Raw genomic sequence first — 24133 nt, forward strand, 5'->3', positions numbered from 1 at the left:
TTGGTAGTTATGCAGCTATCAACCCGGCCGTTCCTGTTATAAAACCGGTTTCAAAAGCTAAATCCATTCACTGCAAAGCCACCATCTACGCTCAGGCATTGTCCGGTGACATAGCTGGCGGCGGGCAAGCACAGAAACGCCACGGCGGCCCCCACTTCTTCCGGATCGCCGATGCGCTTCATGGGAGTGCGGGACAATACCTGCTGCAGAAATTCGTCGTCGCTGAGTACCCCGGCCACTAGCGGCGTGCGGATGTACCACGGGGCAATGGCATTCACGCGAATCCCATCGGCGGCCCATTCTACCGCCAGGTTGCGGGTAAGCTGGAGAATGGCCGCCTTCGTCATGCCATAGATAGAGCCGGTGCGCACATGCATCAATCCCGCCACTGATGAAACATTTACAATGCTGGCCTTGCCGGCGGCTTGCAGTAGAGAAAAAGCCCCTTGACACATCCCAAACACAGATTCGAGGTTGGTAGCCATAATGTGCTGGTATTCTTCGGGCGTGTACTCGGCCGTGCGCTTGCGGATGTTGGTGCCCACATTATTGACCAGAATATGCAGCTGGGGCCACCGCTGCCCCACTTCGGCCAGAAGCGCCGCCCGCGCGGCCGCTGTGCTTACGTCGGCTGCTATAGCGTGCGCGTCGAGGCCACGTGACTGCCATTCAGCTACTTGCGTGTTCAAATCGTCGGGGTTGCGGGCTACGGCTACCACCGTAGCGCCAAAGCTCAGCAGCTCTTCGGCCGCCGCCGCGCCGATGCCTTTGGAGGCACCCGTAACAAGAGCAACCTGGCCCGTTAAGCGCCAGCGGTTATTGAAAGTTGAAGGATTGGGAGTAGACATTTTGATTATAGCAGGATTGTAGGAGAGAAACTGAATGGACCAGAAGTCACAAATGAGCGATTCTTTAGGCTGCATGCAAGCAGCAACAGTGGTCAGATGGTGGCAGAAGAGACTTTTTAGTTGCAAAAATCACTTTTCATTCTCTATATAGCCACGTCACATTTCGGGGGTTGTTGGGTGGTAAAGGAGTGGGCAAAATCGTAATTTGAGGCATAAGCCGATTGCAGTCGGCTGTACTCCGTTCCTTTTCCATCACCAAACTCCTTTTAAATGGTTAATAAATACTCTATTGCCGCTCTGCTATTGCTGGGGGGCATTTCTTCCGCTTACGCACAAGGTCAGGATTTGACTCGCGTGAAGCACAAGGAAGTAGGCGAAAAAGGCATGCCTACGCTTATCCAGTTTCGGCTGGAAGGTAAATCGTACCAGATGAGCGAAGCCCGTAAGGCGCTGGCCGAACAGCTAGAATTGACGGCCGACGACCAGTTTCAGAGCGCCAAAATCGAAACGGACCCAATGGGTTTCGTGCACGAAAAGTTCGAGCAGTACTACAAGGGTATCAGAGTTGAGCATGCCGCGTACACCGTACACGCCCGCCAGGGCACGGTGGAAAGCATGAGCGGCAGCTTTGAGCGCGTGCAGAATGTGAAGACAGCACCTGCGTTGAATGAGCAAGCCGCCTTACAGCGGGCGCTCCGCTTTGTGGGGGGCAAAAAGTATATGTGGGAAGATGCCGGTGAAGAGGCTACCCTAAAAGAGCACGAAAACAACCCGCGCGCCAGCTACAAGCCGGAGGGCGAATTGGTTATTGTAACTAACACCCAAGCTGAGCCGGGAAGTCCGGAGTTTGGGCAGCCTACGCTGGCCTGGAAGTTCAATATCTATTCCCAGCAGCCCGTAAGTCGGGCCTACATTTATGTAGATGCCGAAACGGGCGACATTGTAGCGAAGGATGCTATTATCAAGCACGCGGCAGCCACTGGTACTTTTGCCACCCGCTACAGCGGCACCAAAACTGGCGCTACGGAAAGCATCAACGGCAGCTACCGCCTGCGCGAGCTAACCCGCGGCTCCGGCATCGAAACGTATAACTGCCGGAAGGGAAACAGCTATACCACCGCCGTCGACTTCACGGATTTAGACAATAGCTGGACGGAGTACGCCAACGCCAACCTCGACAACGCGGCACTCGATGCGCACTATGGCGCCCAAAGCACCTACGACTACTTCAAGAACATTCACGCCCGAAACAGCTACAACAATGCGGGCGCCAAAATCAAGAGCTACGTTCACTTCGACGACACCCCCGGCGACGGCAAAGGCTATGAGAATGCCTACTGGAATGGCTCGGTAATGACCTATGGCGACGGCTACACTCGCTTCGACCCATTGACCTCGCTCGACGTTGCGGCCCACGAAATCGGCCACGCTATATGCTCCAGCACTGCTAATCTCACGTATTCGTACGAGTCGGGTGCGCTGAACGAGGGCTTCTCCGACATCTGGGGAGCGGCCGTGGAGTATTACAAAGACCCTAATAAAGCCACTTGGCTCATCGGGGAGGATATCGACAAAGTGCGGCCTTCACTGCGCTCGATGAGTAACCCCAACGCCGAAAGTCAGCCCGACACTTATAAAGGCACTTATTGGTACGCCGGCAGCGGCGACAACGGCGGCGTACACACCAATAGCGGCGTGCTTAACCACTGGTTTTATCGGTTGGTCGTGGGCGGCAGCGGCACCAATGACATAGGCAGCAGCTTCAGCGTAACGGGTATCGGTATTGATGCGGCGGCCAAAATCGCGTATCGTACGGAGAGCGTATACCTCACGGCATCAAGCAACTACGCAGCGGCTCGTACCTATTCTATTCAGTCGGCTACTGACTTGTATGGAGCAGGCTCGGCCCAGGTAATTGCGACCACCAATGCTTGGTATGCGGTGGGTGTAGGCGCTGCGTACAGCGGCGGCACTACTCCGCCCCCAACCACCGGCGTAACGTATTGCGCTTCTAATGGCACAAACAACGCATACGAGTGGATTGATTTGGTCAACTTGGGTACCATCAACCGTACTTCCGCCAAAGAAACCGGTGGATATTACAATGGCACGGCCCTAAGCACCAGCGTAGCAGCGGGCTCTTCGCAAACCATCCGCTTTAGCGCAGGTTTCGCTTCTACGGCGTACACCGAATACTGGAAAGTGTATATCGACTGGAACAAGGACGGTGACTTTATAGATGCCGGTGAAACAGTAGTGAGTGGTACTTCCGCCAGCGCGGCTACCCTCAGCGCCACTTTCACGGTGCCCACCACGGCCCGTAGCGGCAGCACCCGCATGCGGGTTTCGCTGAGCGACGCGGCTCAAACTAGCTGCAGCAGCTTTACATATGGCGAAGTAGAAGACTACACCATCAACGTGACGGGCGGCGCCGCCCTCACCAGCAACGTAGTAGCCAGCAGCAATGTAAGCAGCAGCGCCACGCTCGGCAGCGACAATCTGGTAGGCACTGAAGTCGGTATCTATCCGAATCCGGCTACCGATGTGCTGCGCGTGACCTTGCCAAATAACGCCTCAGCCGTATCGGTGCAGGTGGCAGATATGCAGGGCCGGAGCATCAAGGGCACTCAACTTACCAGCAACGGCGAGCTGAACGTGACGCATCTAGCCAAAGGCATGTACATGCTCAGCGTCAGCGACGGGCAGAAAACCTTCCGCCAGCGTTTTGTGAAGCAATAAGCTTTGGAACAGGGCAAAAAGCCCCCAGAACTACAAAAGGCCCGTCGCACGACGGGCCTTTTGTAGTTCTGGGGGCTTTTTTTAGGCTATCCTACTTAATGGAGTACTCAATCTTCAGCTCCACGGTGCCGTAGCCATCATTCTTTTTGGTGTTGCCGCGCAGGCTGACATCATCCAGGTTGTCGGTGCTGGTGAAGTTGTAAACGGCCTCGGCAGTAGCGCTGAAGTCGCGGGAAAGGCGGAACGTAAGGCCGACGCCCACGGGCGCAATCACGGCTATGTTGGGGTAGCCGGTGCTTTCGGGGGCCAGATACACCTGGTTGTTTACGGGGCGGCCGCTGCCAATGTAGGTCTTCGGATTATACATCGCCAGCCCTAAACCGGCTTTCACATACGGCTTAATAATGGCCGCCGGGCCACGGGGAGCGGCAAACTGCGACTCGTCGCCTAACAGCTCGTAGCGCAGAAAAGTGGTCAGCGCCCCGTTGCGGCCCCGGAAAGCCAGATTACGCTCGGGCAGCTGGTCGGTGGCTCCAATCTGAAAGTACGACACCTCGCCCCCGACTTGCAGGCGCGGACGCAGCAGATACAGGCCGCCCAAGCTGATGCTCGGCCCCGGCAGGTTTTGCGACCATTTACCTAGGTCGCCGGTGTAGAGGGCCACGCCTCCGCCCACCGTCACACGGAATGGACCACGATAATAAGGACGAGCTTGGTTGCTAAAATAGCGCTGGCGTTGGCCGGGCCCCTGAGCAGCGGCGGTGTAAGAAGAAGCTAAAGACCAGAACAGCAAAGAGCTGAGTAGAAGCAAACGAAGTTTCACAGGCAAAGACTTAGTTGAAAGTAGCCGCCACTTACGCGGTTAACTACCAGTTCGTTGCCTAACGTCGTTTGCCCCTGCTTTATTTGAACTTGCCTGTGGGGTCGGGTTGCTTGGCCAACAGCTCGCCAATAAAGCCGAAGTCGAAGCTGGCCATATTTAGGCTCTGGCCCTTGTGAACCGCCTCCCAGGCCTTGGTATAGTCTTCCTGGAAATAATAGCCCCGCGCCATCTGCTGCCACGCCACCCCATTGTTTGGGTCAGCAGTGATGGCTTTTTGCAGGAATTCCATGCCAGTATTCAGGTCTTTTTTCTTTTTGGATTGCTCATAGCGAATCAGGTAGCTGGCGCCTAAGTCGCTGAGCGTGTTACCATCGGTGGGGTTAATTGCCAAGGCTTGTGTGAGCAGCTTAATCGACTCATCGGGCGTTGGGTTGCGGCTGGCCACCACGCCCAAACCGCGGTAGGCATCGGCGTTTTTCTGATCGAGCAGCCACGCCAGGTTGAAGCGGTACATAGCCGTGTCAGGCTGGTTTTCGCTTAAGTACTCATAGCCTTTGGTGGAGAAAAACTTGCTGGCCTCGGCGCGCGAAGGGAAGTTGCGGTCGATATCAGCCAGGAAATTCGGCCCGACTACCTGCTCGGCCTGGGCCGTGGTGATGCCACCAAACAACGGCAGCAGGCGGTTAGCCTTGCTAATGGAAGCCGTGGCGGCCGAAGCTTTTTCCTTTTTGTTTTTGCGCTGTGCCAAAGTAGGCGTGGCACCAAAAGCCAGCAGCGCCGCCAGCACCAGAATATTTTTCATGCAACAGGGTAGATAGAGAAACGCTTAAAATTGCCCCCCAGCATCAAGCTGCCAGTTGAGCTTTCGTACAAATATAACGCCCTCAGCCCAAGGATAGTCTATGCATGCTGAGGTTGCTGACGGGAGATGCAAACTGAGGTTAGTACACGTTGGTAGAGCTATGATACTGTCTGGGGGCTTTTTTGAAGGCCCGACACACGCCGACAAACCAGTTGGCAGCTCCACGAGTATATGCGGGCTGATCAGCAAGTATTCTGCTACAGAAGTGCCCGCTACATATTCCCTTCCGATGTCTGTTTCCCGCTTGCTGGCGCTGCCAGCCCTGCTTGTGTTGCTGCTCTTGATAGTTGGCACCAACGAATACGCCGTGGCTCGTCCCAGCCGCCGCACCCAGGATATTGCTTATGTAGCCGCCACTGCTACTGACTTCAGTGCCGAGCGCCACCGCCTCGACGTGTATACCCCGCGGCGTAAGGCAGCGGCCAGCCATCCGGTAGTCGTCTTTATTCACGGCGGCAACTGGGACAGCGGCAGCAAGAATATTTACACCTTCATCGGGCGGCGGCTGGCCAAGCAGGGCGTAGTAGCCGTCATTATCAACTACCGCCTTTCGCCCGATGTGCAGGTGCCGGCTATGGCCGAAGACTGCGCCCGCGCCGTGCACTGGACCCAGCAGCACATTGCAGAGTACGGCGGCGACCCCCAGCGTATTTTTCTCATGGGACACTCAGCCGGGGCTGGGTTAGCAGCCCTGATTGCCACTGACAACCACTACTTTTCCCGGCTGGGTTTGCTCCAAAATTCCGTGCGTGGCGTCATCCTCGACGACCCTGCCGGCCTCGATATGTACGACTATCTACTCAAGAAGCAATATGCCGGTGACGAGCAGTACCTCACCGCCTTTGGCCGCGACCCACAGGGCTGGAAAGCAGTATCAGCGCTGTATCATCTCACGGCGGCCAGCCCGCCCTTCCTCACATTTGTGGGGGCAAAACCTACCCGTCCATTGCGAGCAGCAGCCAGAAGTTCAGGAGTCGCCTGAAGGAGCTTGGCGTGTCGCCTCAATTTATGGTGCTTCCTGGTAAACAGCACATTCCTATGGTGTTACAACTGTATTGGCAGCACAACGTAATTTATCGGCAGTTGCTGCCGTTTATAAGCAAATCCAGCCGATAAATGAGGTTAGGTAAGAGCGCTGGCTTTTAGTCCGACTTAAAAAAAGTCATAAAAAAATTAGCTGGAAAGTAATTAAAAATTAAGCAGTAACGTAAAGGGGTATTTCCAGATTTTTAAGATGCTATAAGCCTCTTTATCGTTATAAATCAGGTAGATGAAAAATAAGGAACAGGTGCTTGCCTCATCTGGGGAATTGAACCGGATGCGGATTTTGAGCCGCTACACGCTTCTACGTACTCTACCTGAGAACTTACTTGATGATTTAGTTTGTCTGACGGCCGCCTTATTCGATGTGCCGGTAGTGCTGGTATCATTCGCTGCGGCTGAAACGGAGGAGCAAGCGGCTACTTATGAGGCATTTGGCTGGGATGCCAGTGGAGAAGAGGACTTCGGCACCGTGGCCATACGACGGAGCGAAACCGCTTTACTCGAAGAAATGGCCCCCAAGCCTCTGGAACTGGCCAACCCATTCGTGACTCGCGCCCTCAACTTCCGGTTTTATGCCGCCACCGCTCTCAAGGGCGCCAACGGGCAAAACCTGGGAAACTTATGTGTGGTAGGCCGCCGGCCCCGCACGTTTTCGCCTACTGAGCGCGATGTACTGAGCAGAATGTCGGCCCTCATCATCCGCCTCCTTGATCTGCGCCGGGTGATAGGCCGCGAGGGTGCCGCGCTGGCGAGCATGTGGAATGCTATCTATGCCGCTAGCACTGATTCTTTGCACCGCATTCTAGCCCTCACGGATCGGCTAAAGCAGCAGGAAGACCTGGAAACCATCACGGCCGTTATTCAGCGGAAGCTCATCTGTAAAGATGCCAACCTGATAGCGGGCATTGCTGATCAGCACATCAGCGGCTTATTGGAAAACCAGTAACCGGCCTTAGGCAAACATCTGCTTACTAAATGTTGTGGGCCTAGGCCATGACGCGTTGCGGTTTTTGGGCATATTCAGCCGAAGCCAGCACCTCTGCAATATGGGCCTGTGCCCGCAGTAGCTCCTCCGCGTAAGGTTCATAGAGTACCCGCTGGGGTGGCCCATCGGGCAGTAGCTCCGCATCCCAAAGGCCAGACTGATGCCAGTTGTCCTGAAAATCCCAGTCGGGCCGGTCGATGATAGGGTAGAGGCAAACGCCCCACAAAGGCACCCCCTGACGCAAAGCTATGGCGCACTCCCGAGCAATATGCTGCATCCAGAGTGGCCGGTCGATGCCGGGATGACTGGTTTCGGTGAGTACTACAGGGCGCTGGTAGCGCTGGTAGGCCATTTGCAGCAGCGCACTTAGCGGCTTCCAGCGCGGGTCAAGCGGCGAATCGTTCCACCCAAGTGTTTGGTGCGGTTCCAGCTGCCATTGGTTGTCGTAGTAAAAGTTAAAGCCGAGAATATCCAGAAAATCGGGGGAGCCACCCAGCTCCGGGCACAGCCTGCCCGCCAGCATATCTACCGACTGAAACTGATTGATAGTAAACTCAGTGGTCCGGTTTCGCTCCGTGCGGTTGGCACCGAGGCGGGGTACCACATTAATCATGGGCTCCGTGGTGAGAATACGAATGCCAGGGTCTGCCTCGCGCAGGGCCGCCGTGCCTTCGATGTAGGCCCGCATCAGCCCCCGCTTAACTTCCCAGCCCTGACCCACGCAATACGGAGACGTACCACGCACATCACCGCCCAACCACGACATAAAGCTGACCTCGTTGATGGGCGTCACGATGAGCACATCATCAGGTCTATGGCTGCGGTAAAACTCCACAAAGGCACGACACAGCGCCGCGAAGCGCCGGGCAAACATGGGGTGCAGAGGCGTCAGATCGTCGGGGTAGCCGAAGTGGCAGAGGTCCCACACCTGTTGCACGCCGTGGCGCTGCCCGGTAGCCAGCATCGAGGCCACCGTGCTCCAGTCATAGTGGTAGGGCGTGCGCTCTACCTGGCTCCACCGGATACCTTCCCGCACCGTGCGAATGCCGAATGGATTCAGCGCCTGATAATCTTCATCCAGCTTCTGAAAGTGACCGGTAAGATGCAGGAAATCAACGCGGTGCCCGAAAGCGTTAAGCTGGTCAGTGCATTCATAGCCACCCATCCAGAACGATTGAAATGGGTTCTGGGGGCATTTTTGTGTAAGTGGTGCATAGGTGCCTAGTGGTTAGGACGAGGCAAGTGGGGGCTTTTTGTTACCCGAGCCACCACTTAAACCGATGCTTTGTGAGCAACGTCGGTAATAGATTTAGCCTCAATAAAACTTTGCTTAAAATCAGGGTGCTTTGCCTTAATGCTCTCCTGGAGTTGCCCAAAAGCTTTTCTCGCCTCCGCAGTTGCCGACCAAAGCGACTATGCCCGCCGCCAGCATTGCCGGGCTGCCGGTGAAGGAGGCCGCCACGAATTCCGCGGTGGCAGTTTTCGATTCAGCGTTGTTGCCCACAGGAAAGCAAAAGACAAATAAGTTCACAGCTACGCAGACTAAGGCGCAGAGGTTGGTAAGAAGAAGAGGAGCAGCGTTTATAGCAGCCAGCACGTAGGCGGGCAGCAGCCTGTCCGCTGGTTTAAAAAGCCCCCCAGACGCCTGAAACCGTAGTAAGCGCAACTATTGGCTGAACATTCTGCTTTTCTCCGACTTTTACGGCGCTGGCCACCTTATTTCTGGTCCCGACTGCTTACTTCCAACCTATGCCTCAACTCGACTCAGCAAAGCCGCCTACTCTTCGTCGCGACTTAGGACTGGTGCAAGCCACCGCCCTGAACATGATTGATATGGTGGGCATTGGGCCGTTCGTGGTGCTGCCGCTGGTCATGCACCTGATGGGGCCTTACTTCCTGCTGGCCTGGATGGTGGGCGCGGCTTTGGCAGTGGTCGATGGCATGGTGTGGGCCGAGCTGGGCGCCGCCTACCCTGAGGCCGGGGGCAGCTACCGCTTTCTCAAGCTGGCTTATGGCGAGGCTAAGTGGGGCCGACTGATGTCGTTTTTGTATGTGTGGCAAACGCTGGTGCAGGCGCCGCTGGTGGTGGCGTCGGGGGCTATCGGCTTTGCCCAATACTTCGGCTATCTGGTGCCGCTCACCGAATGGTGGCAGCCCAAGCTGGTGAGCGGGGTGGTGGTGCTGGCGCTCATTGTGCTGCTCTACCGCCGCATTGATGATATTGGACGGCTGGGCGTGCTGCTGTGGGTAGGCGTGCTGGGCCTCATGGGCTGGCTGATATTTGGGGGCGTCACGCACTCAACCCATAACGTGGCCTGGCTCCCCATGGGGGCATTTCGGACGTGCCGGGCTTGCTGTTTTCGGTGGCTTTGGGACAGGCAGCGGTCAAAACCATCTACAGCTACCTGGGCTACTACAACGTGTGTCATCTGGGGGGCGAAATCCGCAATCCGGAGCGCGTTATTCCGCGCAGCATCTTCCTGAGCATCTTAGGAATAGCGGCCTTGTACCTGCTTCTGAACTGGAGCGTGGGCACGGTCATTCCCTGGCAGCAGGCCCAGCACTCCGAGTTCATCGTGAGCACCTTCGTCGAAACGATTTATGGCAGCACCGCCGCCAAGCTGGCTACGGCCTTGGTGCTGTGGGTGGCGTTTGCGTCGTTGTTTGCCGTGCTGCTGGGTTACTCCCGCATCCCGTATGCCGCCGCCGCCGATGGCGAGTTTCTGCCATTGTTTGCCAAAGTTCACCCTACCAAGCAGTTCCCGCACGTCTCCTTGCTGATACTGGGCGGCGTAGGCTTCGTGTTTAGCCTGTTGTTTCGGCTGGGCGAGGTCATCACAGCCATACTGGCCATGCGTATTCTGATCCAATTTGTGGGGCAAGGAGTGGGCCTGATGCTGCTTCGCCGGCGCCGGGGCACGGCTCATCTGCCTTTCCGAATGCCCTTGTATCCCTTGCCGGTGTTGTTGGCCATAGCCGTTTGGCTGCTGATTTTCTGGAGCACCGGCCCGGCGTTTATGCTTTCGGGCCTGACGGTGATTGGGGCCGGTGTGGTCGTGTTTTTGCTCTGGAGTCGGCGCTTAGGAAGGTGGCCGTTTGAGCAGTAAATAACCCCGACTAAGCGTAGATAACCACGCCACGCTTTGCCGCACATGAAGCTTTTTATCCTGTTTTTTACTTTATCGTTAGCCGCCTCCGCCACATACGGGCAAGCACTCGCGCCCGACCGATTGCTATGGAGTTCCACCCGCCGCCTCCAAGCCTCCGACTTTCATATCATTGCCAAGCCTGGTACCGGTGGTCAGGCTCAATACCAGTACGATTACAATGGTCATCCTACCCAGTTTATGGGAAAGCGAGGCAATAATCAGCTAGTTCGAAATATGCTGCTATGCTCGGCCTCCAGCATTGATACGACTGGCAACGTGACTGATTTCCTGCGCTTTGAACAAACTTTGTTCGATATTCAGGAGGTGTATATCCGTCGGTTGCGTCAGACAGTTCGAGTTAGTGCGTTTCGTTCGCTTATGGTCGGCAACCAAAAGCTGAAAGCCGAGGAAGATAAATTGACGGTTGAAGCCGCCAAGCGCCGAATTGCCTATGGTGAGCAAACCAACTACGGCACATTACCGGACAAGCAAATAGAATGGGAAGCCACTATCCAAAGTGAGTTGGCTGCTTTAAGTGACTTCAGCGCTGAATAGATCTTATAATTTTACATAAAAAGCCCCCAGACCAAGTCTGGGGGCTTTTTTGCATTAGTTGAGAATACATTAGCCGCGCCGTAGCACCTGCGCTGCTTCCTTGGCGAAGTAGGTCAGGATGGCGTCGGCGCCGGCGCGCTTGATGCTGAGCAGAACTTCCATCATCGTCCGCTCACCATCGACCCAACCGTTTTGGGCCGCGGCTTTCACCATAGCGTACTCCCCCGATACGTTGTAAGCCGTAACGGGCAAGGTGGTGGCATTGCGCACTTCCCGGATGATATCGAGGTAGCTCAGGGCAGGCTTAATCATCACCATATCAGCGCTTTCCTGCTCGTCGAGGGCCAGCTCGCGCAGGGCTTCGCGGCGGTTGGCGGGGTTCATCTGATAAGTTTTTTTATCGCCTTTTTTGGGCGCCGAGCCCAAAGCATCGCGGAAGGGGCCGTAGAAAGCCGAGGCGTACTTAGCCGTGTAGCTCATAATGCTCACATGCGAGAATGCGTTGCGGTCGAGCACATCGCGGATGAAGGCCACGCGGCCATCCATCATATCCGATGGACCGATGATGTCGGCGCCGGCCCGGGCCTGAGCCAGCGCCATTTGGCCCAACACTTCCAGCGAGGCATCATTCATAATCTCACCACTTTCGGCATCCACAATGCCGTCGTGGCCATCGGAGCTGTACGGGTCCATGGCCACATCAGTCATAAGTACCACTTCCGGGAAATGGCGCTTAATTTCCGCTACCGTGCGCAGGTAAAGGCCTTCAGGGTTAGCGCTTTCGCGGGCCAAGCGGTCTTTTAGCTCCTCGTTGATCTGGGGAAACGGCGCGAAAGATTTAATGCCAAGCTCTACACAGGCGCCAATCTCGTCGATGATACGGTCGGCGGAGTAGCGGAAAATGCCCGGCATGGATTTCACCTCTACCAGTTGGTTCTGGCCTTCGGTGAGGAAAATAGGATAGATAAAATCGTGGGTGGTGAGGTTGGTTTCCTGCACCATATTGCGAATGACTTCAGACTTGCGGTTGCGCCGGGGGCGGTGCGTGGGAATAAGCGCCATAGGTTGTTTTTAGTAATAGGACGAGGTAGAACAACTCGCGCAAAGGTAAGGTTGCGGCCGCGCCCGAATCCGGTTGGGCTTTCTTATTGAAGATGGAAAAGCAAGCGGACGCTTGGCTTAAAGATTGAAAAACTCCTGAAAGATTTCTGTCCAGGCATGTGGTCCGCCCATACCTAGGATCAAGAAGTAATATCCCAGCAATACAATCAGCGCCCCAACGCCCAGGCCCAGCCAGCCGCCCAGCAGCAAACCCGTTACCACACCGCCAACTACCAATATCCCACCCAGCACAAGGTTCAAGGCTTTTCGGTCAGTCGCAGTTTGATACGCCAACGCCGCTGAAGGCTTCTTCTTGAACTGCCCAATCGGTAACGCCGTTTGCGCCAGGCTCTTGGCCTTGACCGGCTTGGGCGTCAAGTGTTTGGTCTGGCGGGAAGCAGATGCTACGACTTTCAGCGCATGTGCCGCTCTGGTTTTGCTGGCTGCCGTTGTCACAGCGGAAGTACTGTCTGATAGTACACTGACGTAGGCTGCAGGCTCTGTTTGCGTGGTGGGCGGGTGAAAGGTAAAAGCTGCCTTCCCGCTCCGGCAGCCGACAAACGGTAACAACAAAAAAGCCCCCAGAGGTGCCAAAGTCTCAAACGCATGGGTCGAAGATGAAAAAATAAGCGGACTTCCCAGCCTTGGGAAGTCCGCTTACAGAGAGCCGAAAGAATGATTTAGAAGGCCAGCAGCACCGATTCGATGATGTCGCAGGCTTCGTGCAGCTGCTCCTCGGTGATAACCAGCGGGGGGCAAACCGGATGATGTCGCCGTGGGTGGGCTTGGCCAGCAGGCCGCGCTCCATCAGTGTCACGCACACATCCCAGGCGGTGCGCCCATCATCGGTGGGCTTGATAATCACGGCATTAAGCAATCCTTTGCCTCGTACCAGCTCTACCACGTCGGGGCGCTTTTGCTGTACCTGGCGCATCCGCTCCCGGAATATCTCGCCCAGCGCGCGCGCATTTTCCACCAGGTTTTCATCTTTGATTACATCCAGAGAAGCGCGCATGACAGCGCAGGCCAGCGGGTTGCCGCCAAAAGTGGAGCCGTGCTGCCCCGGCTGAATCGTGAGCATCACCGCATCCTGCGCCAGCACCGCCGACACAGGCATGGCACCGCCCGATAAGGCTTTGCCCAAAATCAGAATATCGGCGTGCACACCTTCGGCGTAACTGGCCAGCCACTCGCCCGTGCGACCCAGGCCGGTCTGAATTTCGTCGGCAATGAACAGGACATTATGGGCTTTGCACAGCGCTTGCGCCTTGGCCAGATATCCCTCAGACGGCACCACTACGCCGGCCTCACCCTGAATGGGCTCCACCATGAAAGCGCATACCTGATGATCCTTCACGGCTTCTTCCAGTGCCTCCAAGTCGTCGTAGGGTACTACCTCGTAGCCAGGATTGTAGGGACCAAAGCCGCCGGTGCTGTCGGGGTCGGTGCTGAAGGAGATGATGCCGGTGGTGCGGCCGTGGAAGTTGCGCTCGGCCACAATAATGCGGGCCTGATTGGGCGCAATGCCCTTTTCCTGGTAGCCCCATTTGCGCGCTAGCTTCAGGGCGGTTTCAACGGCCTCGGCCCCGGAGTTCATCAGCAAGGCTTTGTCGTAGTTGAACAGCTCGCACAGCTGCTTTTCAGCTAAGCCGAGCTGGTCATTGAAAAAAGCCCGGGAAGTAAGTGTCAGGCGCTGAGCCTGCTCTACCATTGCCCCAATAATGCGCGGGTGGCAATGACCCTGATTTACAGCCGAGTAGGCCGACAAAAAGTCGAGATACTGCTTGCCCTCCACATCCCAGAGGTGCACGCCCTCACCCCGGCTCAATACCACTGGCAGGGGGTGATAGTTGTGGGCGCCGTAGCGGTCTTCGAGCGCCATAAACTCCTGACTGCGATGGGCGGTGGTGGGGGTGGTTTCCATAAGCGAAGCAGAATGGGGTGGTATAAGCGAGAACAATTTCCAGACTCGAAATTACGCAAAAACGCCGGGAAGGGTGCTGGGGGCTTTTTCTGAAAGCTCGACCATAACAATGCATGCATTCACTACCGTACTGTTGATAATGCATTCATAATCAGATACCTGCTACTGTTTAGCTATAAGCTCGACCCTATTCTGTTAAATATGTCTTCTCTATCTTTCTCCCGCCGCCACCCGGTGCTGGCTATAGTGATAGGCTTGCTGCTGTTGCTGGTATTAGGTCTGGGCATCACTTATATAGCAACTGATAAAGGCAAAAAACTGCTGCCCACGCTGTCGAATGTTTCCATGCAGATGGGCAACATCACGCCTGATTCGTTGAAAGCCACGATGGTTGTAGAGCTGCGCAATAATGTGCCCGTCACGATGCGCGTGGACAGCTTCAGCTACATTACCCGCTTGGATGGCGAGCTGCTGGCGCACGGCTCAAACGATAAGCCTACCGTGGTGAAATCGCGGGGGATGAGTAAGCTGCAAGTGCCTGTGAATGTGGACTTGAGCAAAGTGGCTGATAAAGTGAAGGAGATACAGCAGGACTGCGTAGACGTGCAGATGACCACGATTCTTTACACACGGTTGCCCATAGTAGGACCTGAGCGCATCCCCGTGACGGTCAGCAAAAAGATATACATACCGAAGATGCCCAAGGTGGAAGTCGCCGACGTGGACATCACCGACATGGGTTTGAAGAATGGGGAGGCCACAGTGCGCCTGCGCATTACAAACTACAATCCGTTCCCGGTTACCATCAAGCGCGTCAACTACCGCTTCCGCGTCGGGGGCGACGACTTAGATGTGCGTGGAGTAGAAGAAAAAGACGTTTCCTTTCGCCAGAAAGGCACCGAAATCATGCCTATTCGGGTAACATTCGAACCCAAGAAGATGCCAAAAGTGGCTTTTAAAACCTTATTCAGAGCCGAAAAAACAGAATACAAACTGGACGGTAAAGTGGTGTTTGCGGCAGGCAAACAAAACCCCGAGGATGTCGATATGAACTTCTCCAGCACCGGCACCCTCAAGGATTTGAAGAATATTCCGAAGTAAAAAGCCCCCAGCCTTAGTAGTAGTGAAAGTCGGGGTGAGCCTGGGGCAGTAGCTTCTTGTCGATGACAATGCTCTTTACATCAAAATACAGGGCGGTTTCGGAGTTGATGTAATGGCCGGGGTCGGTGGTCAGCTCCCACTCCGTGATAAGTACCCGATGAGGCTTAACCCCGATAATGGGTTTAACTACTACATCCTCAATGCCTTTCGACCAAGCTGACTGTAATTGTGCCTCGCGGGCCAGAAGCTGCTGGTCGTACGCGGGGGCGCTGAATAGTAGTTCCTGCCAGGCCCGGCGAGGTATGCCTATCCAGCTAAATGCCCCGATGTATACCACTGGTCCCCAGCGCAATAACCAGTTGGGTAATTGCCAGGATACCGAACGCGCGTGGTAAGCCAGCCCGGCCCAGATAACTAACAAACCAGCCGGAAACAGAAACAGCAGCAAGCCATTGATGGCACGGTCTGGCGGCATCTGCTTCATCACGCCAATAAATAAGAGCATGCTCAGCCCGTAGCTTACCAACATAAAAAAAGCCCCCAGTACCACGGCAGCCGGATAGTATTGCTCAGCCAGCCGCGCTGCTGCCAATAATAGGCCGTGGGCAGCCAGAGCAGTGTAGGTAGCAGCAGCTTGAAAGCCAAGCCTCGCCGCACCAGCAAGCGAAACATAGCACTCGGAGTATCCGGTACAGCTGAAAGGAACTGCCAAACCAGGTTTTCGCGGTTAGGATCTTTAGCGTACCCTTCAAACTGCATTCTCACATAGTTGCCAGGAGCTATCACGGTGATTATGGCCACCACCAAAGTCAGCAGTAATATGGTGCTCCACCACCGCACTTGGGGCCATTGCCGACGGTACCCATTCACGGCTAACAGCAGCGTCAGACCCAGTAGCAAATGCAGCATTGTCATTTCATTAGCCGCTGTGGCCGTTATCGCGCAGATGACAGCTGCTACCTGCCAGCCACCGCGGCTCCACGCCTTAGTCGTCTGTCGGGCACGTTCGGAGGCAATTAACACGAGCAGCAGTGTGAGCCCGGCAATATGGTAGACTATAGACCCCGTAAACCAGTAGATGGCCGAATACGGGTCAGGAATCATGTGCAAATAAAACAGCAGGAAGATGCCCGCAGCCAGCGCCGCTTGCGTGCGGGGTATTTGCTGCTGACTAAGCGTGCGCAAGCCCAGGTAAATGGTACCCAATGTGGCCAGCAAGGTGAGGGCAGGAGTCCAGCGAAACCCATCGTACCACCCGTAAACGAGCGGGTTGGCCGCGGTGACAAATAGCGAAGAAGAGAACCGGCCAGTCCAGCGCAGATACAGTTCAATCTGCTGGGCCCAGAGTCCGGTAGCGCGCACATTGGCGGCGTTGTAATAATCATCCATAAAGGGATGATTGTAGTAGCTCAAAAGCAGGAAAGGAAGTACTGCCGCCACCGTTACCAGTACAAGGACGAGCAATGGCAGGTGCGAAAAGGGCCGGGAAGGGATGGCCATACGTAGGCTTTGGTATTGCTTGAAGCTGGTAGTGCAGGCGAGATGCTTGGCGCAAAACTCGGCAATCAAAGCGGGAAAGATACAACAAGCGAACCGTCGTACTTTTGCCCCTCAGCTTGTCACTAGCTCATGCCCGCAGCCCCACAACCCCTACATCCCGGCGACTTCTATTTCACGCCTGAAGGCTATATGGTGTTCACCGAGCAATACCATCTGCGGCGGGGCCACTGCTGCAAAAGCGGCTGCCGACACTGCCCGTGGAGCTTTGGTCGTGAGAAAAAAAAGCCCCCCAGCGGCTCCTTGGGCAGCTAACACGCTATTTTTCAGTGGGCCAGTTTGACGTTGTCGGACTTTTACCGATATTTGCGTCCCTTTTTCCAGTACTGAAACCTCTAAGTTCCTGATATCATGGCCCGAGTTTGTGATCTAACCGGCAAGCGTACCCGCGTAGGCAACAACGTGTCGCACGCCAACAACAAGACGAAGCGCAAGTTTTACCCCAACCTACAGAAGAAGCGCTTCTACATTCCCGAGGAAGATGCTTGGGTTACGTTGAAAGTAGCTACCAGCACTATCCGCACCATCAACAAGAATGGCATCATGGCCACCTTGAAGAAGGCGAAGGAAAAAGGCTTCATCGTTTACTAAAGATTTTTCGGCAGTTTTAGGAGCCGGAAGACGCGACGGGTGAACTACCCGGCCCAAGCGCAACGTTTGGGCGCTATTCGTAGTCTTTCTTTTACTATGCTCCTTTCCTTGCCGAAAAATGCCCCCGGCTGGTCCGTGTCGCTTGCGTAGCGATGCTGCTGGCGAGTTTTGCACCAGAGGTTAGCGCACAGCGCGCCGCTGGCTCCGACCGCCCTGCCGATTTTATGGACCCCGCCTTTCACCGGCAACGGAGAGAGCTGCTGCGACAAAAGCTGCCAGCTCGCTCCGTTGCCGTTTTGTTTGCCAGCCCCGTCCGCAACCGGGCCAACGATGTGGACTTTAAGTATCATCAGAACCCGGACCTTTTCTACCTCACCGGCTATGACGAGCCCGACGCTGTGCTCCTCTTATTCAAAGAGCCTCAGACGGTTGGGGGGCAAAGTGGCGTAACCGAAGCCCTGTATGTGCAGCCGCGCAACCCCAGGGCTGAGCAATGGACGGGTCGGCGCCTCGGCACTGAAGGCACCAAGCAGCAGCTAAAGATTCAATATGTAGCCGATAACAAAGAGTTTGCTGCCGCCAAACTACCCTGGAGCAGCTTCGAGCAAGTCATGTTCCTGGATCAGCCCCAAGACGCCCGTGATGATGCAGGCAACCCCGGCGATGTGTACAGCCTTATCCAAGCCTTCCGCCAAGGGGCAAATTTTCCCGCCGACTACAATCCAAGTCGGAGCGAAGCTTATGCGGTAATCCGCAAGTACGCTGGAACCCCAGGTGCGGCCAACTTGACGCCTTACCTGACCAATCTGACCCAAGAGCAGCCCCAGTTGGCTTCCGATCGCTACCTGCAAGCCTATTTGAAGGCCAGCACCGACGATGCCCGCAAGCAAGCAGTAGCTGCCTTGCCCACGTCGCGCCTCGACGGCTCTACTTTATCGGCGCTGCTGGATGAGATGCGGGAGGTGAAGACCGCGGAAGAGATAAAGCACCTGCGGCAAGCCATCCGCATCTCGGCAGTGGGCCAGCAGGAGGTTATGAAGGCTATGAAGCCGAACATGACCGAGATGGAAGTACAGGGCTTGCACGAATTTGTGTATAGAAAGTACGGTGCTGAATTCGAAGGCTACCCCAGCATTGTAGGCGCCGGCAACAACGCCTGCGTGCTGCATTACACCGTCAATGACAAGCCCCGCCTCGGCAACGACCTTGTGCTGATGGACTGCGGCGCTGAGTACCACGGCTACACCGCCGATGTAACCCGCACCATCCCGGCCACAGGTAAGTTTACCACGGAGCAGCGTCAGATTTATGAGCTGGTGTTAGCGGCCCAGCAAGCCGGCTTCGAGCAGTGCAAGCCCGGTAGCGCTTTCCGAGCCCCTGACGAGGCTGCCCGGAAGGTGGTTACGGAAGGATTGCTCAAACTAGGCATCATTAAAGACGCCAAAGAAGCTCGACAGTACTTCCCTCACGGCACCTCGCACTACCTGGGCCTCGATGTCCACGATCGGGGTACATATGGCCCTTTGCGCGCTGGCACCGTCATCACTGTCGAGCCCGGCATCTACATTCCCGAAAACAGCCCCTGCGACAAGAAGTGGTGGAATATCGGCGTGCGTATTGAAGATGACGTGCTGGTAACGGACAAAGGCTGGGAAAATCTGTCCAAAGAAGCCCCCCGCACCGTAGCCGAAATCGAAGCACTTATGGCTAAATCCAGCGCATTGGATGACTTTAAGCTTCCGGAGCTGAAATAGCCGCCTACTAAAGCGTAGAGGTGCGTTTACCACCTGCCAAAGTAAAAAGTAAGATTTACATTGTGCTGACCATTTGGTAATTCCGCAAAGGCTCGTACCTTTGCAGTCCTTAATCCAAAAACCCCCAGTCGAGATGGCTAAGAAAGGAAACCGGGTGCAGGTAATCCTGGAGTGCACCGAGCACAAGAACTCGGGCCAGCCAGGCACCTCGCGCTATATCACTACGAAGAATCGTAAGAACACTCCTGAGCGCATTGAATTGAAGAAATTCAACTCTGTGCTTAAGAAGATGACCGTTCACAAGGAAATCAAGTAAGCTGAGCAATGGCTAAGAAAGTAGTAGCAACCCTGAAAGTAGCGGGCGGAAAAGACTGGGCTAAAGTCATTCGTGCCGTGAAGTCGCCAAAAACTGGCGCTTACACCTTCCGTGAGGAAATGGTGCTCGTAGACAAAGTACAGGAGTATTTGGCCTCCGGGACTAAGTAATTCGGTGCCTTCGTGGCATTCCTGTAGTAAGTGAAGAAGTCCCGCCAGCAGTGGGACTTTTTTGCGTTGTAGCGCGAAGCTCCAGCTTTGCGCGTCGTTGCCCAATTAGTTTAGCTAGCTTGTGGTAACTATTTGCATGCAACGATACGCGAAGCTGGAGCTTCGCGCTACTTCCTCACCCATGGGACTTTTCGACTTTTTCAAAAAGGATAAAGAAAGCAAAGAGCAGCAGGAGTCGTTGGACAAAGGGCTGGAAAAGTCTAAAGCCAGCTTCTTCGACCAGCTCAGCAAAGCGGTTGTCGGCAAAAGCAAGGTAGACGAGGAGGTGCTCGACGACCTGGAAGGCGTACTGGTACACGCCGATGTGGGCATCGACACGACGGTTAAGGTAATTAAGCGCATTGAAGACCGCGTGGCCCGCGACAAGTTTGTGAGCACCAGCGAGCTGGACCGCATTCTGCGCGAGGAAATTGCCGAGCTGCTTTCCGAGAATAACTCCGGAAGCGCCGTCCTCGACCGCCCCGATACAGGTGCCTACACCGGCCCGTTCGTGATAATGGTGGTGGGTGTTAATGGCGTGGGCAAAACCACGACCATCGGCAAGCTGGCGCACCGCTTCCATTCAGCGGGCAAAAAAGTAGTGCTTGGTGCCGCCGATACCTTCCGTGCCGCCGCCGTGGATCAGCTCATAGTGTGGGGACAGCGCGTCGGCGTGCCCGTGATTTCACATGGCATGAACACCGACCCGGCTTCCGTTGCTTATGATGCCGTGCAGAAAGGTGTGGAAATGCAGGCCGACGTAGTCATAATTGATACGGCTGGCCGCCTGCATAACAAGGTGAACCTGATGAACGAGCTGAGCAAGATCAAGCGCGTGATGCAGAAGGTAATTCCCGATGCGCCCCACGAAGTGCTGCTGGTACTTGATGGCAGCACCGGCCAGAACGCCTTTCTGCAAGCCAAAGAATTTACCCGCGCCACAGAGGTATCTGCTTTGGCTATTACCAAGCTCGACGGCACGGCCAAGGGTGGCGTCGTTATCGGTATCTCCGACCAGTTTAATATTCCGGTACGCTATATCGGGGTGGGGGAGAAGATGACCGACTTGCAGCTGTTCGACCGACATACGTTTGTCAACTCGTTGTTTTCTAAGAAATAAGCTGAAGTACAAAAAAGCCCCCAAGATTATTCTTACATAATCTTGGGGGCTTTTTATGGTATAATTTGACTCTGCATAGCTAGCTCTATTGCTCTAACTCCACTTCGTAGAGTTGCACGTATCCTTCCTGTGCTACGAGGCGCCGGCGGGGAAAACGATCGAATATTCCGCTTTGACGCTGAGTATTAGTGGTGGTGAGATTTAAGATGAACCACGACCGTTGGTTAGGCTCCGGGCATATGCTGCTGGCAATTTTATAAGGATAGTAAGTTAATCCGAGTGGTACTTGAAAGTCGTAATAAAATGGGTATTGTCGAGCTAAGTGGTCATTGACAAATACATGCCCGCGAGTAGTAGAAGCCGGTAAGTACTTCTGAATCAGAAGCGCCTGTGAGAAGTAAGACGTTTCGCTCGATAGCAACATCGTGCGCACTGGCAATAAGGCCAGACTACCGGCCAGTGCCAGTGTTGTTAGAAGGGGGTAAAACGGAGTTCCGGTCTGAAACCACATCAAACTAACTTTTAATCTGGCTAGTAGAACCGATCCAGCAAAGTACAAGCCTAGTCCCCCGTACACCAGCGACATCAAATTGTGCATCCAAAGAGCCGCCACTAATAGAAGCACGCCAATCCAAACCCGGCCCCAGCCGCTGTTTACTACTTCCCGCAAGCCAAAGCCCGCTGCTATACACAGTGGCGGGAGCAGGGGTGTAGTCATGCGGGGTAGGAGTGTAATGGGAGTATACTGCACCAATGATGTGCTACCAAGCCAGTAGCAGGCCAGTGTAACCAGTAGCAAACCCAACCAGAACCCTGCTTCCGACGAAAGGCGCTTCCTGCACCAGCTGAGCGCGGCAACACCTGCCAGCAGAAACGCCGGAGCCAGACCTATCTCCACAAAAAATGCGATGGGCTGCCAGGTCAGACGCCCAAGCAGCTCATGTCGAAGGCCGTGCAAGTAGTTGCTGGACTTCATAAACTCATTTGTGCGCTCAATGAGGTGGATGCGGTAGAGGCTATCACCCGTTAAGGCATGATAGTACAGCAGATAGGCGGCGAGTAGCACGCCACCTAGGGCCACCGCAGTAAGCCAGAAACGGTAATTCTGTCGCCGGGCCATATCCCAAACCAGCACCACCAGGTAGAATGGAGCATAGTAGATAATGGTCTCTTTGCTAAGCAGCGCCGCGAAGTTGAACAAGGCAAAAAATGCCCCCAGACGACCTCGCGCCGCCCGGGTTGCCGTCCGGTATATAGGGCCGTGGCGGCTGCAAAGCCCCAGAGCATGAGCAGATTATCAGGGTAGAGATACCGCGCTAGATCGAGCGTGTAGTAATGCAGGCCCAGGAGTAGCATTGTTCCAACTGCTACCATTGGCTGGCGTCGGCGGAATAGAACCCAGGCTAAAACGGAGCAACCTATTGTCGCTAGTAGCGGCCAGAGGGTGGTGGTGTAAATGTTGATGCCAAATACCCAGTAAAGCAGGGCTACCGGAGCAAACACCAGGTAGCGTTCTTTTAAAGAATCAAGCAAGCCCCGTGGATCTGGGGTGGCGGGGAAGGTGCCAGTCTGGAGCTGATACGCGTAATGAGAATAGAAAAAATCGTCAATGTTATTTAGCCCTTCGTGTGCGAAAAGGAAGAACGCGAGGGTGAAGAAAATAACGAAGACAAGCGTGTAGGTGGGCAGGCGCTGAAGAATACTCGTAAAATTCATGAGCAAAATAAGGGCAGCGTAGCCAGTTCTGGCCGCTGTGACTTGTTGGAAGCCTAAAGGTTAAATTACCATATTATTCCCTGTTGGCAGGTTTGTTTTATCGACTGTACAGGTTTTCAGGGCTTTGTAATAATGATGCAAGCTAAGCATAGGTGATGGAGGGTTGGCGGCAGTAGTAGCAGCATTGCGGGCAAGCAGGATTTTATCTCGGTGCTACTGTCAATGGATGTCGGGGGAGCGGGAGGCGGAATGAACGTTCAGCCTAGGAAAAGGCGTTGGCTCATGCGTACCTTTGCGCTCCCATTTTCGCGACACGCGGCTGGGGGCCAATTTATTCAGGATTAGGCGCTTCGGCCTATTTCTGGCTTACCCAATTGACATGAAAGTAAAAGGCACTCGGGCCAATAAAGTAAACGTCATCACACTGGGCTGCTCCAAAAATGTAGTTGACTCGGAAGTACTTATGGGCCAACTCCGGGCCAATCAGTTCGATGTAACCCATGAGGCAGCTACAAGTGATGCCAACATTGTGATTATCAACACCTGCGGCTTTATCGACAACGCCAAGCAGGAAAGCATTGATACTATTCTGCGCTACGCCGACGAGAAGGAAGCGGGCCGTTTGGAAAAACTCTATGTGACGGGCTGCCTGTCGCAACGCTACAAGTCGGATCTGGAGGTTGAAATTCCGCAGGTAGACGCCTACTTCGGGACGCTGGAGCTGCCGCAACTGCTGAAGACGCTGGAGGCCGACTACAAGCACGAACTGGTGGGCGAGCGGCTGATTACCACGCCTTCACACTACGCTTACTTCAAGATTGCGGAAGGCTGCAACCGTCCGTGCTCGTTCTGCGCTATTCCGTTGATGCGCGGCAAGCACGTAGATCGGCCGATGGAGGATTTAGTGCGCGAAGCAAAGCGCCTGGCTTCCATGGGCACGAAGGAGCTTATTTTGATTGCCCAGGACCTGACGTATTATGGTTTGCAGGCTTATGGCGAGCGGAAGCTGGCCGATTTGCTGCGCAACCTCTCCGACGTGAATGGCATCGACTGGATTCGGCTGCAATACGCTTACCCTTCGCAGTTTCCGCTGGACGCGCTAGATGTAATGGCTGAGCGCTCGAATATTTGCAAGTACCTGGATATGCCCTTGCAGCATATTTCAGATAACATGCTCAAAACCATGCGCCGGGGTATCAGCAAGCGCCGCACCATAGAACTGGTGGATACCATGCGTCAGCGGGTGCCGGGCATTGCGCTGCGCACAACACTTATTGCCGGCCATCCGGGCGAAACGGAGCGGGATTTTGACGAGCTATATGACTTTGTAGAGCGTACGCGCTTCGACCGGTTGGGCATCTTCACATATTCGCATGAGGATAACACGCATGCTTATTCGTTGGCTGACGATGTGCCCGCCGAACTAAAGCAGGAGCGCGCCGACCAGATTATGGAGCTGCAACAAGGCATATCCATGGAGCTGAACGAGCAGAAAGTGGGGCAGACTTATAAGGTACTGTTTGACCGCAAGGAGAGCGGCTACTTCGTGGGTCGCACCGAGTTCGACTCGCCCGAAGTAGACAATGAGGTGTTGGTAGCAGCTACTCCTGATACCCACGTTCGCCTAGGTGATTTTGCACCGGTGCTGATCCACGATGCCTCGGATTTTGATCTGTACGGTACTCTAGTGCGCTAAAATAGGCCGCTAACCCACAAAAAGCCCCCCAGAAATACTCTGG

General features: G+C 54.9%; 23 protein-coding genes and 1 pseudogene. 14 read left to right on the forward strand and 10 right to left on the reverse strand.

Annotated elements, in window-relative coordinates; genetic code table 11:
* Positions 1-50: 50 nt before the first annotated feature.
* Positions 51-848: an SDR family oxidoreductase gene (locus H9L05_RS08340; protein WP_187734222.1), complete on the reverse strand. Its 798-nt coding sequence runs from the start codon at positions 846-848 to the stop codon at positions 51-53.
* Positions 849-1118: 270 nt separating this feature from the next.
* Here H9L05_RS08340 and H9L05_RS08345 point away from each other — a divergent pair, with 270 nt between their 5' ends.
* On the forward strand, positions 1119-3587 hold the full coding sequence (locus tag H9L05_RS08345; protein WP_187733766.1) for a M4 family metallopeptidase: 2469 nt from the start codon (positions 1119-1121) through the stop codon (positions 3585-3587).
* Between the two features lie 91 nt (positions 3588-3678).
* On the opposite strand, the gene H9L05_RS08350 is transcribed toward H9L05_RS08345, so the two are convergent.
* Together H9L05_RS08350 and H9L05_RS08355 are read right to left on the reverse strand one after the other, a co-directional pair.
* A complete protein-coding gene (locus H9L05_RS08350) occupies positions 3679-4410 on the reverse strand; it encodes a hypothetical protein (protein WP_187733767.1) in 732 nt (243 codons plus the stop codon).
* 79 nt (positions 4411-4489) lie between these two features.
* The gene (locus H9L05_RS08355; protein WP_187733768.1) at positions 4490-5212 is read right to left on the reverse strand and encodes a tetratricopeptide repeat protein; all 723 of its coding nucleotides are present in this window, start codon (positions 5210-5212) and stop codon (positions 4490-4492) included.
* A gap of 289 nt (positions 5213-5501) precedes the next feature.
* On the opposite strand from H9L05_RS08355, the gene H9L05_RS08360 reads away from it, so the two are divergent.
* The gene (locus H9L05_RS08360) at positions 5502-6254 is read left to right on the forward strand and encodes an alpha/beta hydrolase (RefSeq protein ID WP_317175155.1); all 753 of its coding nucleotides are present in this window, start codon (positions 5502-5504) and stop codon (positions 6252-6254) included.
* Positions 6255-6542: 288 nt separating this feature from the next.
* On the forward strand, positions 6543-7262 hold the full coding sequence (locus H9L05_RS08365; RefSeq protein ID WP_187733769.1) for a hypothetical protein: 720 nt from the start codon (positions 6543-6545) through the stop codon (positions 7260-7262).
* 40 nt (positions 7263-7302) lie between these two features.
* On the opposite strand, the gene H9L05_RS08370 is transcribed toward H9L05_RS08365, so the two are convergent.
* A complete protein-coding gene (locus H9L05_RS08370; RefSeq protein ID WP_187733770.1) occupies positions 7303-8466 on the reverse strand; it encodes an amine oxidase in 1164 nt (387 codons plus the stop codon).
* 584 nt (positions 8467-9050) lie between these two features.
* Between H9L05_RS08370 and H9L05_RS24930 the strand changes: the two genes are divergently transcribed.
* The 3 genes from H9L05_RS24930 to H9L05_RS08380 are packed head-to-tail and all read left to right on the forward strand — an operon-like array spanning position 9051 to position 11005.
* Positions 9051-9785, forward strand: a complete 735-nt coding sequence (locus H9L05_RS24930) for an APC family permease (RefSeq protein ID WP_262892656.1) — start codon at positions 9051-9053, stop codon at positions 9783-9785.
* Positions 9722-10408, forward strand: coding sequence for an APC family permease (locus tag H9L05_RS24935; protein ID WP_262892694.1), 687 nt, complete (start codon positions 9722-9724; stop codon positions 10406-10408). Before H9L05_RS24930 ends, H9L05_RS24935 begins: the two co-directional genes overlap by 64 nt.
* A gap of 45 nt (positions 10409-10453) precedes the next feature.
* Positions 10454-11005, forward strand: coding sequence for a hypothetical protein (locus tag H9L05_RS08380; protein WP_187733771.1), 552 nt, complete (start codon positions 10454-10456; stop codon positions 11003-11005).
* 69 nt (positions 11006-11074) lie between these two features.
* On the opposite strand, the gene hemB is transcribed toward H9L05_RS08380, so the two are convergent.
* The 3 genes and pseudogenes from hemB to rocD form a co-directional block, all read right to left on the reverse strand.
* On the reverse strand, positions 11075-12067 hold the full coding sequence (gene hemB, locus H9L05_RS08385) for a porphobilinogen synthase (RefSeq protein ID WP_187733772.1): 993 nt from the start codon (positions 12065-12067) through the stop codon (positions 11075-11077).
* 117 nt (positions 12068-12184) lie between these two features.
* The gene (locus H9L05_RS08390) at positions 12185-12562 is read right to left on the reverse strand and encodes a hypothetical protein (protein WP_187733773.1); all 378 of its coding nucleotides are present in this window, start codon (positions 12560-12562) and stop codon (positions 12185-12187) included.
* Between the two features lie 224 nt (positions 12563-12786).
* Positions 12787-14030, reverse strand: a pseudogene (rocD, locus tag H9L05_RS08395) (ornithine--oxo-acid transaminase).
* A 201-nt stretch (positions 14031-14231) separates the two neighbouring features.
* On the opposite strand from rocD, the gene H9L05_RS08400 reads away from it, so the two are divergent.
* A complete protein-coding gene (locus H9L05_RS08400; RefSeq protein WP_187733774.1) occupies positions 14232-15131 on the forward strand; it encodes an LEA type 2 family protein in 900 nt (299 codons plus the stop codon).
* 13 nt (positions 15132-15144) lie between these two features.
* Here H9L05_RS08400 and H9L05_RS08405 read toward each other — a convergent pair whose 3' ends face one another.
* Together H9L05_RS08405 and H9L05_RS08410 are read right to left on the reverse strand one after the other, a co-directional pair.
* Positions 15145-15636 (reverse strand): hypothetical protein, encoded by a 492-nt coding sequence (locus H9L05_RS08405; protein WP_187733775.1) that lies wholly within the window; start codon positions 15634-15636, stop codon positions 15145-15147.
* Between the two features lie 14 nt (positions 15637-15650).
* Positions 15651-16631, reverse strand: coding sequence for a DUF6056 family protein (locus H9L05_RS08410; protein ID WP_187733776.1), 981 nt, complete (start codon positions 16629-16631; stop codon positions 15651-15653).
* 129 nt (positions 16632-16760) lie between these two features.
* Between H9L05_RS08410 and H9L05_RS08415 the strand changes: the two genes are divergently transcribed.
* The 6 genes from H9L05_RS08415 to ftsY all read left to right on the forward strand — a co-directional run bounded on the left by H9L05_RS08415 (position 16761) and on the right by ftsY (position 20678).
* Complete coding sequence (locus H9L05_RS08415) at positions 16761-16943, forward strand: DUF5522 domain-containing protein (RefSeq protein ID WP_187733777.1); 183 nt, start codon at positions 16761-16763, stop codon at positions 16941-16943.
* Between the two features lie 96 nt (positions 16944-17039).
* The gene (rpmB, locus tag H9L05_RS08420; protein WP_133271380.1) at positions 17040-17279 is read left to right on the forward strand and encodes a 50S ribosomal protein L28; all 240 of its coding nucleotides are present in this window, start codon (positions 17040-17042) and stop codon (positions 17277-17279) included.
* Positions 17280-17431: 152 nt separating this feature from the next.
* The gene (locus H9L05_RS08425) at positions 17432-19033 is read left to right on the forward strand and encodes an aminopeptidase P family protein (RefSeq protein ID WP_187733778.1); all 1602 of its coding nucleotides are present in this window, start codon (positions 17432-17434) and stop codon (positions 19031-19033) included.
* Between the two features lie 133 nt (positions 19034-19166).
* Complete coding sequence (rpmG, locus tag H9L05_RS08430; protein ID WP_044510387.1) at positions 19167-19349, forward strand: 50S ribosomal protein L33; 183 nt, start codon at positions 19167-19169, stop codon at positions 19347-19349.
* Between the two features lie 8 nt (positions 19350-19357).
* Complete coding sequence (locus H9L05_RS08435; protein WP_133271382.1) at positions 19358-19519, forward strand: DUF4295 domain-containing protein; 162 nt, start codon at positions 19358-19360, stop codon at positions 19517-19519.
* Between the two features lie 181 nt (positions 19520-19700).
* The gene (gene ftsY, locus H9L05_RS08440) at positions 19701-20678 is read left to right on the forward strand and encodes a signal recognition particle-docking protein FtsY (RefSeq protein WP_187310277.1); all 978 of its coding nucleotides are present in this window, start codon (positions 19701-19703) and stop codon (positions 20676-20678) included.
* An 85-nt stretch (positions 20679-20763) separates the two neighbouring features.
* Here ftsY and H9L05_RS08445 read toward each other — a convergent pair whose 3' ends face one another.
* Positions 20764-21879, reverse strand: coding sequence for a hypothetical protein (locus H9L05_RS08445; RefSeq protein WP_187733779.1), 1116 nt, complete (start codon positions 21877-21879; stop codon positions 20764-20766).
* An 894-nt stretch (positions 21880-22773) separates the two neighbouring features.
* Here H9L05_RS08445 and rimO point away from each other — a divergent pair.
* Positions 22774-24090: a 30S ribosomal protein S12 methylthiotransferase RimO gene (gene rimO, locus H9L05_RS08450; RefSeq protein WP_187733780.1), complete on the forward strand. Its 1317-nt coding sequence runs from the start codon at positions 22774-22776 to the stop codon at positions 24088-24090.
* The last annotated feature ends 43 nt before the right edge of the window (positions 24091-24133 follow it).

The sequence above is a fragment of the Hymenobacter qilianensis genome (assembly GCF_014489555.1).
GTDB lineage: Bacteria > Bacteroidota > Bacteroidia > Cytophagales > Hymenobacteraceae > Hymenobacter > Hymenobacter qilianensis.

Coding starts and splice junctions, on each gene's coding strand:
- H9L05_RS08410 (WP_187733776.1), bottom strand. CDS start 16,631: ATGGCCATCCCTTCCCGGCCCTTTTCGCACCTGCCATTGCTCGTCCTT.
- ftsY (WP_187310277.1), top strand. CDS start 19,701: ATGGGACTTTTCGACTTTTTCAAAAAGGATAAAGAAAGCAAAGAGCAG.
- H9L05_RS08365 (WP_187733769.1), top strand. CDS start 6,543: ATGAAAAATAAGGAACAGGTGCTTGCCTCATCTGGGGAATTGAACCGG.
- H9L05_RS08340 (WP_187734222.1), bottom strand. CDS start 848: ATGTCTACTCCCAATCCTTCAACTTTCAATAACCGCTGGCGCTTAACG.
- H9L05_RS08400 (WP_187733774.1), top strand. CDS start 14,232: ATGTCTTCTCTATCTTTCTCCCGCCGCCACCCGGTGCTGGCTATAGTG.
- H9L05_RS08360 (WP_317175155.1), top strand. CDS start 5,502: ATGTCTGTTTCCCGCTTGCTGGCGCTGCCAGCCCTGCTTGTGTTGCTG.
- H9L05_RS08435 (WP_133271382.1), top strand. CDS start 19,358: ATGGCTAAGAAAGTAGTAGCAACCCTGAAAGTAGCGGGCGGAAAAGAC.
- H9L05_RS08415 (WP_187733777.1), top strand. CDS start 16,761: ATGCCCGCAGCCCCACAACCCCTACATCCCGGCGACTTCTATTTCACG.
- rpmG (WP_044510387.1), top strand. CDS start 19,167: ATGGCTAAGAAAGGAAACCGGGTGCAGGTAATCCTGGAGTGCACCGAG.
- H9L05_RS08345 (WP_187733766.1), top strand. CDS start 1,119: ATGGTTAATAAATACTCTATTGCCGCTCTGCTATTGCTGGGGGGCATT.
- rimO (WP_187733780.1), top strand. CDS start 22,774: ATGAAAGTAAAAGGCACTCGGGCCAATAAAGTAAACGTCATCACACTG.
- H9L05_RS08425 (WP_187733778.1), top strand. CDS start 17,432: ATGCTGCTGGCGAGTTTTGCACCAGAGGTTAGCGCACAGCGCGCCGCT.
- H9L05_RS08370 (WP_187733770.1), bottom strand. CDS start 8,466: ATGGGTGGCTATGAATGCACTGACCAGCTTAACGCTTTCGGGCACCGC.
- rpmB (WP_133271380.1), top strand. CDS start 17,040: ATGGCCCGAGTTTGTGATCTAACCGGCAAGCGTACCCGCGTAGGCAAC.
- H9L05_RS24930 (WP_262892656.1), top strand. CDS start 9,051: ATGCCTCAACTCGACTCAGCAAAGCCGCCTACTCTTCGTCGCGACTTA.
- hemB (WP_187733772.1), bottom strand. CDS start 12,067: ATGGCGCTTATTCCCACGCACCGCCCCCGGCGCAACCGCAAGTCTGAA.
- H9L05_RS08380 (WP_187733771.1), top strand. CDS start 10,454: ATGAAGCTTTTTATCCTGTTTTTTACTTTATCGTTAGCCGCCTCCGCC.
- H9L05_RS08355 (WP_187733768.1), bottom strand. CDS start 5,212: ATGAAAAATATTCTGGTGCTGGCGGCGCTGCTGGCTTTTGGTGCCACG.
- H9L05_RS08405 (WP_187733775.1), bottom strand. CDS start 15,636: ATGCTCTTATTTATTGGCGTGATGAAGCAGATGCCGCCAGACCGTGCC.